General features: G+C 68.4%; 9 protein-coding genes. 3 read left to right on the plus strand and 6 right to left on the minus strand.

The annotated features are described in order from the left end of the window. Positions 1 to 243: 243 nt before the first annotated feature. Positions 244 to 1,998 (minus strand): alkaline phosphatase, encoded by a 1,755-nt coding sequence (locus DJ82_RS11330; RefSeq protein ID WP_094581835.1) that lies wholly within the window; start codon positions 1,996 to 1,998, stop codon positions 244 to 246. A 398-nt stretch (positions 1,999 to 2,396) separates the two neighbouring features. Here DJ82_RS11330 and DJ82_RS11335 point away from each other — a divergent pair, with 398 nt between their 5' ends. After that, positions 2,397 to 3,317 (plus strand): hypothetical protein, encoded by a 921-nt coding sequence (locus tag DJ82_RS11335; RefSeq protein ID WP_158217303.1) that lies wholly within the window; start codon positions 2,397 to 2,399, stop codon positions 3,315 to 3,317. Between the two features lie 314 nt (positions 3,318 to 3,631). On the opposite strand, the gene DJ82_RS11340 is transcribed toward DJ82_RS11335, so the two are convergent. The 4 genes from DJ82_RS11340 to DJ82_RS11355 all read right to left on the minus strand — a co-directional run bounded on the left by DJ82_RS11340 (position 3,632) and on the right by DJ82_RS11355 (position 6,549). Further along, on the minus strand, positions 3,632 to 4,132 hold the full coding sequence (locus tag DJ82_RS11340) for a hypothetical protein (protein WP_094581836.1): 501 nt from the start codon (positions 4,130 to 4,132) through the stop codon (positions 3,632 to 3,634). Between the two features lie 69 nt (positions 4,133 to 4,201). Further along, entirely contained in the window at positions 4,202 to 4,384 is a 183-nt protein-coding gene (locus DJ82_RS11345) for a hypothetical protein (protein WP_094526946.1), read from the minus strand. Positions 4,385 to 4,530: 146 nt separating this feature from the next. Next, positions 4,531 to 5,301, minus strand: a complete 771-nt coding sequence (locus DJ82_RS11350) for an SDR family NAD(P)-dependent oxidoreductase (protein WP_094581837.1) — start codon at positions 5,299 to 5,301, stop codon at positions 4,531 to 4,533. A 168-nt stretch (positions 5,302 to 5,469) separates the two neighbouring features. Continuing rightward, a complete protein-coding gene (locus tag DJ82_RS11355; protein WP_094523864.1) occupies positions 5,470 to 6,549 on the minus strand; it encodes an NAD(P)/FAD-dependent oxidoreductase in 1,080 nt (359 codons plus the stop codon). Between the two features lie 149 nt (positions 6,550 to 6,698). Here DJ82_RS11355 and DJ82_RS11360 point away from each other — a divergent pair, with 149 nt between their 5' ends. Further along, positions 6,699 to 7,016: a hypothetical protein gene (locus tag DJ82_RS11360; RefSeq protein WP_094523863.1), complete on the plus strand. Its 318-nt coding sequence runs from the start codon at positions 6,699 to 6,701 to the stop codon at positions 7,014 to 7,016. A gap of 40 nt (positions 7,017 to 7,056) precedes the next feature. On the opposite strand, the gene DJ82_RS11365 is transcribed toward DJ82_RS11360, so the two are convergent. Next, positions 7,057 to 7,728 (minus strand): metallophosphoesterase, encoded by a 672-nt coding sequence (locus tag DJ82_RS11365; RefSeq protein ID WP_094523862.1) that lies wholly within the window; start codon positions 7,726 to 7,728, stop codon positions 7,057 to 7,059. A 547-nt stretch (positions 7,729 to 8,275) separates the two neighbouring features. Between DJ82_RS11365 and coaBC the strand changes: the two genes are divergently transcribed. Continuing rightward, positions 8,276 to 9,451: a bifunctional phosphopantothenoylcysteine decarboxylase/phosphopantothenate--cysteine ligase CoaBC gene (coaBC, locus tag DJ82_RS11375; protein WP_094581839.1), complete on the plus strand. Its 1,176-nt coding sequence runs from the start codon at positions 8,276 to 8,278 to the stop codon at positions 9,449 to 9,451. Positions 9,452 to 9,553 lie beyond the last annotated feature (102 nt).

A 9,553-nucleotide genomic window follows, 5' to 3' on the forward strand; every position in this document is an offset into this window, starting at 1 on the left:
TTTCTCGAACGAAGTGAGAGAAATCGCCGAGAGGGATTTGAACCCTGGAAGTCGCAGCCCGCGCAGCGAACGAAGTGAGCGAGCAGGACCGTCTTCCTCTGGTTCATAATCCCGGCCGGCGCACTCCCTTCGGTCGTGCGCCGCCCGTACCCTCGGTCGCTCACGCTGTTCGCTCGCGAGGGTCCCGGCCGGCGCATTTCTCGAACGAAGTGAGAGAAATCGCCGAAAGGGGTTTGAACCCTATCAGTCGGGGTTGCTTCGCTCAGTACCGATCGCATCGCCGTCAGGACCTGGACCCGCTTCACGACGTTCGTGAATCGTATACTCGCCCGCCGGGACGGAAACGCGATAGGCCGACCGGCACTCGCTGGTCGCCGAATCGTCCGTCTTGTCCACCCAGTACACGTCCCATCGACAGGACTCGCGCGAGAACGTGATGACGGAAAACCCCCAGTGGGAGCCGTCGGAGAGCGCGAACTCCGGGAGGAATCCGGTAGCGGACAGGTAGTCGGCCGCCCGCGACGTCGACACGCTCCTGTCGAGCCACGAGACGAACCGTCCGAACTCGCGTCCCAGTCCGACCCGCTGCCCGATCTCGGTGGCTCTTTCGCGGGGATTGACGCTCGTCACGCTCGGCGTCATGAACTCGACGCCGACCGGCGTGTCGCCCTGTCGTTCGTTCCGGAGGCGAGCGGCCAGCGTCATGTGCATGTCCCCGGTCAGCGTCACGACGTTCGTGTCACCCCGTTCTCGGACCGCCGTGAGGGTGTCGACGATCTCCCGTCGTTCGGACTCGAACCCGCTCCAGGCGTCTTCCCAGAAGATGAACCCCTTGCCCAGGAAGTAGAGTCGTTTGAACAGCACCGCGTTGGCCCACGCCGTCCACACCGTCTCGCTCTCGCGGAAGGTCTCGCGCAGCCACCCGCGCTGGGCCTCCCCGAGCATCGTCCGCGAGGTGTCCGGCTCGGACCACGGGTCGAGCAGCTCCGCCGGCCACGACCGCGGTTCGCTTCTGAAAAGCCGCTCGTCCGTCAGCGCGAGCGTGACGAGGTCGCCGAACCGCAGGCTCCGATACAGGTCGAACGACTCGTGAAGGCGGTCCGCGCTCGGGTCGTACTCGATGCGTCCGGGGACGAACTCCCACCACGCTTGGATCCCGACGGCGGTGAGGTACCGCGTGAACTCCGGGACGTCGCCGCACGGGTGGTCGGGGAACACCGGTGCGCCGGCGTCGTAGTCCCAGTACCGGTCGTTGGCGATGGCGTGATCGTCCCACGTCTGAATCACGGTGTGGCGCTCGTGAAGTCGCTGGAGGTGGCGATCGGTCTTGTACGTCTCGTAGATGCGCCGGAAGTCGTCGAGACTCATCGGGCGCGTGCCGCTGTCCGGGAGCTCGATCCGTCGGTCCGGGTACGGGCCACCGACGCCCCCCGGGTCGCCCTCGGCGACGTGTTCGTAGATGTAGTCGCCGAGATGCAACACGAAGTCGACGTCCGTCTCCGCGAGCCGCGCCATCGCGCCGAAGTAGCCGTTCTGGTAGTCCTGACAGTTCAGCACTCCGAACCGAACTGACTCGGGTTCGCCGTCCTCGGCCGGCAGCGTCCGACACCGACCGGTGTTGCTCCGTACTCCGCGGTAGACGAACCGATAGTAATAGACCGAGTCCGCGTCGACGGCGTCGTGATCGAGGTCGACGCGAACGGTGTAGTTGTCGGGCGGTTTGACCCCCGGGCCGTCGAACTCGAATACCCTGGGGTCGTCTTCGAAAGACGGGTCAGTCGCGACCTCGAGGCACAGCGATTCCGACGGGTCGTATCGCTCGGGATTGATTCGAGTCCAGAGGATGACCGACTCCGGGGTCGGACCACCGCTGGCTACCGACTGGGGGAACACGTCGGCGGGTTCGGCCTCCGTCAGACCGCCGTCGTCCTCGGGTGTGCTATCGAGTTCGGTGAGCTCGGCCGCCCTGACGGGCTGCCGAATCGTGACGTTCGACATATCGTGTTGTGAGCCGGTCTGGTTGCTCGTCCGCTGACACTAACATTTGTTACCAATAACCTCATATCATTAATTTGTAACCCCTCTTCACAATCGCTGGCCACGTTTCTACGACACTGGGCCGCACGTCGATACGAGTCGAAGCAGCGTCCATCCGCAGCATACCACCGGCTACCGCCGATGGTCGCTTCGTCAATTCATTCATGTTTTCGAGAAGAAATTTGTTATGTTATTACGTAACATGTTAGCATATGGCAACCTATACTGAGGGGAACGGCGCGACCGAGAGCGAGGAGAGCGGACCAGTCGATCAGGACGTCGAAGAGGCGGGCAAACTGAGGAAGGTCGAGGCGTACGCGAACACGTGGTACAGTGTATCCGTCGGACAAGCGATCGTCGTGAGCGGCGTCCTCCTCACGCTTTCGGCCGTCGCTGCCTCAATAGAGAGCCTGAACTTGATCGCGGAGGGTGTCGGCGTTCCGTTCGACGTGTACCTGTACGGATTCTTCGGAGCGATGGCCAGGTCCCTCCTCGCTTTCGTCACCGACGTCGACCCGGACACGGACGACGTGGCGTACGTTCACCGGTCGTGGATCCAAGTCGTGCGCTTGGGACTCCGTCCGGTTGGGGCGCTCTGTCTGGCCGCGGGGATCTATCTCGCTCACGGCGCGGTGGACGACGCACTCTCCTTTACTCTCGCTTCACCGGACGCGATATTCGCCGGGCTCGCTTTCGTTGCGGGCTTCTACGTGGAGCGCGTTTATCAGGTCCTCGGGACGGTCGCCAAACAGTTGCTTAGCTTGACCGAGGAAAGCAACGGCGAGTCGGCAGCGACAACGGACGATGAACCGTTCAGTATCCTCCCCGCGGGAAGACGACCCGACGAACCCCGTTGGTACCGCGACCGTCGAAGTCTCCTGTTGTTCGGACTCGGACTGGTGCTGCTCGCTATCGGCGTCGTCACATCGCTCGGCGAGAACGTACTCCCGTTCGTGGGGCCGGTCGCGGAGCCGGTTCCGTCGTACGTCTACCTGTACGCGTTGCTGGGGTCGCTGGGCTACCTCTTCACGACGCTGTTCAGAGAGTTCGACAGGAGTCTCCTCTCCCTCCTGCAGAATGGCATCCGCGTGCCCGCGGCGCTGTTGCTGGCAGCGGGTCTCTACATGTTCTCGTTCCTCTTCACCGACAGCGCTACGACGGCCACCGGACTCATTTCCGGCCTCGCGTTCTTAGTCGGACTCTACGTGAACGTGGCGCTCGTCACCTTGGATACGATCGCTTCGCGGGTGTTGTCGAAATTCAGCGACGAGTCGACGTGAGCGCCGGGTACGGCGAGCGTCATCGACATCCGGGGAAAGTGAGGGTGAACTACACGGTCGGCGACCTCTCGCGCTGACGACAGCCCGCGGCGGTCCGCGTACACGGGTCGGGTGACCGCCTCATCCGACCCCCGTGGCACTTAATGCGTTCGGATTTCCGGGCCCCGTAACGGACGCACCCTCGCTCCTGTCGACCCGACGAACCGAGCGGGCTCGCCGCTCTCGGACGCGTCGGGACGCTCGTCTTTCGCGCGGGCGCATATCTCTCGATCGATTCCCTCGCATCGTCTCGAGGGACGACGCCGTCGAACCGCTCACTCGCCGGTCGCCCGTCGAGTTTCCGCGACGTAGACGCCTCCACCGAGCGCGGCGACGAGCCCGACGACGGCGTAGTGGTAGCGAAACGCGAGTCGGAGCGACCGCTGCGACAGTGTAAAGCCGCCGAAAGCGGCCGCGGCGAGCCGGTCGCCGACCGCCGGGACGGCCAGCAACGCTTCGAGCGTCCGCTGACCCGCGTAGAACGCGAGCTGATTCCACGGGAGCAACAGCCCGGACACGACGTACACCGCGACGAGCGGCGCCGCCAGCAGGCCACCGATCGCGTAGATCGGTCTGTACGCGAGGCCGAGCCCCACGGCGAGCGGCACCGTCAGGGCCGCGGCGACCGCGAGGATCACTCGAACCGCCTCTACCGTTCCGCCGGACGCCGGGACCAGCAGGAGCAGCACGTCGAGACACAGGATCGCGCCGACGAGTCCGGCGAGCGACCGCCCCGCCCACCGGAGGGAACCGCTGCGCTCGGAGGACCACTGCATGTCTCGATGTCGGACCGCGATCGGCCTATACGTTGTGTTCCGCGACCCGCCGGTGTCTACGCGACCCGCTCAGTCAGTCCTGAAGATCCGATAGGCGCTCCCGAGCCCGAGGAGGAGCCACGCGGCCCCGAACAGCCGCCGCCCGTCGACTAGGGCGACGCCGCCGATGACGAACCACCCGGCGGCGATCAGCACCCAGAGGGTCTGTTCCGTGGAGAGCAGCGGCCCGGACAGCGGGGAGGTGGCGCTCATCACTTCCGCGTTGGACCCTCCCGGACAAGAGTTTGATCCCGTCGACGGCCGCCGGACGAGAGCCGCTCAGACGCGCGGTCAGGCGGCGTTCGAGCGGGGTAGAGGCCCGCCGACCGCGCGTCGACCCGGCGCCGCTCGGGCGCGGATCACAGACTCGCTCCGCCGTCGACCCAGACCGTCTCGCCGGTCACGTAGCTCGCCCCCTCGGAGGCGAGGTAGAGGTACGCGTCACGCAGGTCCGCGGGCGTGCCGGCGCGGGACGGGAGGCCGCCGGATCCGTCGATGTCGCGCGCCTCGTCGGCCCAGCCCTCCCGGATCTCGGTGGCGATCGGCCCCGGCGCGACCGCGTTCACCCTGATCCCGTAGCCGTCGAGTTCGAGCGCCGCGCTTCGGGTGAGCATCTGTATGCCGCCCTTCGTCGCCGCGTAGTGCGAGTGATCGCGCTCCGCGCGCTCGGCCGTCGTCGACGACGTGTTCACGATCGTTCCCTCGGCGCCGCGATTGATCATGTCCCGTGCCGCCAGTTGCGTGCCGAAGAACGCGCCCTTGAGATTGACGCCGTGGACGAAATCGAAGTCTTCCGGGGTGACGTCGAGGAACTCGCGGCTGCGGTGGACGCCGGCGTTGTTCACCATCACGTCGACCCCGCCGAACTCGCGGGCCGCCTCGACCACCGTCTCGATCTGGGCGGGGTCGGAGACGTCGGTCTCGACGAACGTCGCGATCCCGCCGCGCTCCTCGATGGCCTCGTGCGTCGGCGTCTCGGCGCCGACGTCCTTCGGATCCTTCCGGACGTCGGCGTTGATCACGGTCGCGCCCGCGTCGCCGAACGCGGTCGCGACCGCGCGGCCGATGCCGCTCGATCCGCCCGTGACCACGACCGTCTCGTCGGCGAAGTCCGCGTCGATAGTTCCCATACTGGCCGTCCGGTGCTGCGGATCAAAAAGGATCGGTATCGCGGGCTCCCGAGCGACGACTCTTCACGGGAACCTCCGAGGAGCCACGGGAGCCTCGGGGACCTCCGGGGAGCCTCGGGGACCTCCGGGGAGCCCCGGTCGCCCCCGGGGAGCCCCGGCCGAACCGACTCAGTCGTCGTCGGCCGCGGTCGCCTCGGGCTCGACCTCGCGGCCCGGGTCCTCGCGCGGGCCGCCGGCGTGTCCCTCGTGGGCGACCGCGGTCGCCATGAGGTCGGGGGAGATGGCGGGTACCTCGTCGGCGTCGACGGGGCCGTCGCGGGCGATCTCCTCCGTCGAGCGCGGGAACTCGCGGAGCTCCTTGTGGAGCGCGATCCCGGCCTTCGCGCCCTGTCCCATCGCGACGGGGACCTGATTGTGACCGGGCGTCACGTCGCCGACCGCGTAGACGCCGTCGACGCTCGTGCGGCCGTGGTCGTCGACGTCGACCTCGCCGCCATCCGTGAGGTCACAGCCGAGTCCCTCCGCGAGCGCGGTGTTGTAGTCGGAGCCGTACATCGGGAAGCCGCCGCGGTACTCGCGGCGGGTCCCGTCCTCGAACTCCATCGCCTCCAGCCAGCCGGAGTCGGGGTCGTTCTCGACGCCGGCGACGTCCTCGTGGACGACGTCAACCGGGTGGGCCTCCAGTCGGGCCGCCGTCTCCTCGCTCCACGTCGGCTCCGCGCCGCGGGTCAGGAGGTCCACGTCGTCGGTCACGTTCAGCATGATCATCGCGACGTGGGCCGCCGCCTCGCCGTGGCCCATCACGTACACCGGCTCGTCGACGAACATGTACGCGTCGCAGTGGAGACACCAGTGGAGCCCCTTCGCGTTCCGCGGGAGCGGCGGGTCGGGGCGCTCGTCGGAGAACCCGGTCGCGAGGACGACGCGGTCCGCGACGATCTCGGCGTCGCTCGTCGTCAGCCGGAAGCGGCCGTCGTCGGTCTCGACCGCGTCGGTGACGAAGCCGCGCTCGAAGGTGCCGCCGTACGACTGGACCTGCTCGCGGCCGGTCGCGAGGAGTTCGTTGCCGGAGGTCTCCTCGGTGATCCCGATCACGTTGTGGGTGTCCGCCATCATCGCCGCGCGGCCGCCGCCCCTGTCGATGAGCACCGTCTCGTGGCCCAGTCGGGCCCCGTACAGCGCGGTCGTCAGCCCGGCCGGCCCGCCGCCGACCACAGCGATCTCGTACTCGTCGTCGGACGAACTCATTACCGGTAGTAGGCGACGCGTCGGTTTAAATGGCGTCGTGCTGTGCGCGGTCCGCGGCCAGCCCGGTAGGCATCGCTTACCCGGTTCGAGTCGCCCGAATACGCGGGACCCCCGGAAGCTTATTATGATCCGTCGCCTCCGGTGTGCCAGTGCCATCGCGACTCGCCGCCGCTCTCGTCCTCCTCGCCGTCGGAGTCGCCGCCGACGTGGCGTCCACGTACGTCGCGATCGGCGGCGGCCAGTACGTCGAGGGCTCCCCGGTCGGCGCCGCCCTCATCGCCGCCTTCGGACTCGTTCCCGGGATGCTCCTCACCAAGGCCGCGGGGATGGTCGTCATCGGGATCCCCGTCGCGGTCGCGGGCGGGACCCGGCGGCTCGTCGCGACGCTGATGTGCGCCGGCGTCGGTCTCCTCTCGCTCGCGACCGCCGCGCGGAACGTCCTGCTCCTCGTCGGGCTCTGGCCGTGACGCGGGGCGATCCCTCCGGGGCGGCCGGCCCGTCCGGACCTCACTTCCCCTGATACAGTCGCTCGGCGGTGCGCTCCGGGAGCCCGGCGTCGGCGATCGCCTCGCTCACGCGGTCGACGTCGTACGGGACCCGTTCGAGCGTGACGTCGTCCGTCGCCGCGTCAAGCACGGCGTACCCGGCGGCCGGGTCGCCGTCGCGCGGCTGGCCGACGCTGCCGGGATTGACGACGACGCCGCCGGCGACCGACCGCTTCCCCTGCACGTGCGTGTGCCCGAGGACGATCCCGTCGTAGTCGCCCATGTGGCGGTCCAGGTTCGGGAACTCCTCGGGGTAGACGTAGGCGTCCTCGCGCCCGGCCGCCGGGTGCGAGTGGACCAGCAGGTACCGCCCGCCCGCGAACGTCTCGGCGCGCGGGAGCCCGTCGAGCCACGCGAGCTGGTCGTCGGAGAGCGTCGCTTTCGCGTGTTCGAGCCCGGCCTCGGCCATGCGGTTCGCGCGGTAGCGTTCGGGGGACTCGACGGTGCGGTCGTGGTTCCCCCTGACCGTCATCGCCGCGACTTCGCGCACGCGCTCGACGCACTCGGCCGGCCACGGGTTGTACCCGATCACGTCGCCGGCGCAGACGATCCGGTCGACCGCGGGCATGTCGTCGAGGACCGCTTCGAGCGCCGGGAGGTTCGCGTGGACGTCCGAGATGAGCCCCACCTTCATCGAGTCGACGTACGGGAGCGACGCCTGAATAGGTTCGGCCGATACGGGGCGTGAGGAGGTGTCGAGCGAGAGAGCGTCGGAGACGTCGTTCGGTTATAAATTGTCGACGACGGGTCGACGGTGAACGCCTCCGAAGCCCCAGCCGCTCGCTTATAAATCGTTAGTAACGGATCGACGGTGAACGCCTCCAAAGCCCCAGCCGCGAGGCGGGCGCACGCTCGCTGTGCTCCTCACTCGGTCGCTCACTTCGTTCGCTCCCTCGTTGCGGTGCTTCCGTCGCCTGCGCCCGCCTCGCGGCTGCCCCTTTGAGTCCCTCCCCGCACCGCACAGCACCGCACCTCACGCCTCCCCAACCTCGCGGTTCGCGCTCTTCGAGCGCTCACCGCGTCCCTCGCACGCGCTCCTCGTGGCCTTTCGGCCACTCGGAGGCGCGCGCCACCGCAGATCAGTTTATAAGCAATTCACGCAGAGACGCGGTGAGCCGTCGACGCGGAACCCGTTCCGCAACGGCATCTTATAAGCCGCCGGGGGCGGAACGGTCTCGGTAATGCTACGGGGGGTCAACGTCGCGCTCGGCGTCTCGGGGAGCATCGCGGCGGTGAAGGTCGTCGAACTCGCTCACGAGCTGCGCCGGCAGGGCGCGAGCGTGCGCGCCGTCATGTCTCCGGCGGCGACGAACATCGTCCACCCGTGGGCGGTCGACTTCGCGACCGACGAGCCCGTCGTCACCGAGATCACCGGCGACGTCGAACACGTGGAGCTGTGCGGCCGCGACGGGTGGGCCGACGTGCTCCTGCTCGCGCCCGCGACCGCCATCACCGCCGGGAAGGTCGCGGCCGCGATCGACGACACGCCCGTGACGACCTGCGCGACGACCGCGCTCGGCGCGGACGTGCCGGTCGTGATGGCGCCGGCGATGCACGAGCCGATGTACGACCACCCGGGCGTGCTGGAGGCGCTCGACCGCCTGGAGGCGTGGGACGTGACGTTCGCGGACCCCCGGATCGAGGAGGGGAAGGCGAAGGTCGCCGACGAGGCGGAGATCGTCACCGAGGTCGCCCGCGCGACGACCCCGGACTCGCTTTCGGGCGCGCACGTGGTCGTGACCGCCGGGGCGACGAAGGAGCGTATCGACCCGATCCGGATCCTGACGAACCGGGCGTCGGGGAAGACGGTGCGGGCGGTCGCCCGTGCGCTCTACGTCCGCGGCGCGAAGGTGACGCTCGTGCAGGACGGCCCGGACGTCCCCTACGCCGACGTCGTCGCCGTCGAGACCGCCGACGAGATGATGCGGGCGTGCCGACAGACGGCGGCCACGGCGGACGCGCTGGTCTCGGCGGCGGCCATCTCCGACTTCACCGCCGACGCGGTCGACCAGAAGATCCGGTCTGGGTCGCCGCTCTCCGTGGACCTCCGGCCGACGCCGAAGCTCATCGACTCGGTGCGGGAGGCGTACCCCGACCTACCGATCGTCGGGTTCAAGGCCGAGACGTCGGGCGACGACGCGGCGATGATCGCGGAGGCAGAGCGGATCCGCGACCGCGTCGACCTCGCGTTCGTGGTCGCCAACGACGCGGGCGTGATGGGCGACGACGAGACGCGGGTCCTCCTCGTCGGCGGCGAGGGGACGGAGCCGGAGGCGGCGGTCGGCTCGAAAGACGACGTGGCCGGGCGGATCGCCGACCGACTCTCGGTCGCGCTCGGGCGGCGTTCGAACGCGTAACGGCCGCGCTCGGCCGTGACATCGCCGACGGCGGAGCCGGCAATTCGTTCGATATCGGCTGGGATACAAACTGTTTTGAGGCGGTAGGGAAAGGATCCCGAT

This window comes from Halorubrum sp. Ib24 (assembly GCF_002252745.1).
GTDB lineage: Archaea > Halobacteriota > Halobacteria > Halobacteriales > Haloferacaceae > Halorubrum.

What these genes read in the sequence shown, in the direction of transcription:
- DJ82_RS11350 (WP_094581837.1), bottom strand. Translation starts at nt 5,301, where the DNA reads ATGGGAACTATCGACGCGGACTTCGCCGACGAGACGGTCGTGGTCACG.
- DJ82_RS11330 (WP_094581835.1), bottom strand. Translation starts at nt 1,998, where the DNA reads ATGTCGAACGTCACGATTCGGCAGCCCGTCAGGGCGGCCGAGCTCACC.
- DJ82_RS11355 (WP_094523864.1), bottom strand. Translation starts at nt 6,549, where the DNA reads ATGAGTTCGTCCGACGACGAGTACGAGATCGCTGTGGTCGGCGGCGGG.
- coaBC (WP_094581839.1), top strand. Translation starts at nt 8,276, where the DNA reads ATGCTACGGGGGGTCAACGTCGCGCTCGGCGTCTCGGGGAGCATCGCG.
- DJ82_RS11365 (WP_094523862.1), bottom strand. Translation starts at nt 7,728, where the DNA reads ATGAAGGTGGGGCTCATCTCGGACGTCCACGCGAACCTCCCGGCGCTC.
- DJ82_RS11345 (WP_094526946.1), bottom strand. Translation starts at nt 4,384, where the DNA reads ATGAGCGCCACCTCCCCGCTGTCCGGGCCGCTGCTCTCCACGGAACAG.
- DJ82_RS11340 (WP_094581836.1), bottom strand. Translation starts at nt 4,132, where the DNA reads ATGCAGTGGTCCTCCGAGCGCAGCGGTTCCCTCCGGTGGGCGGGGCGG.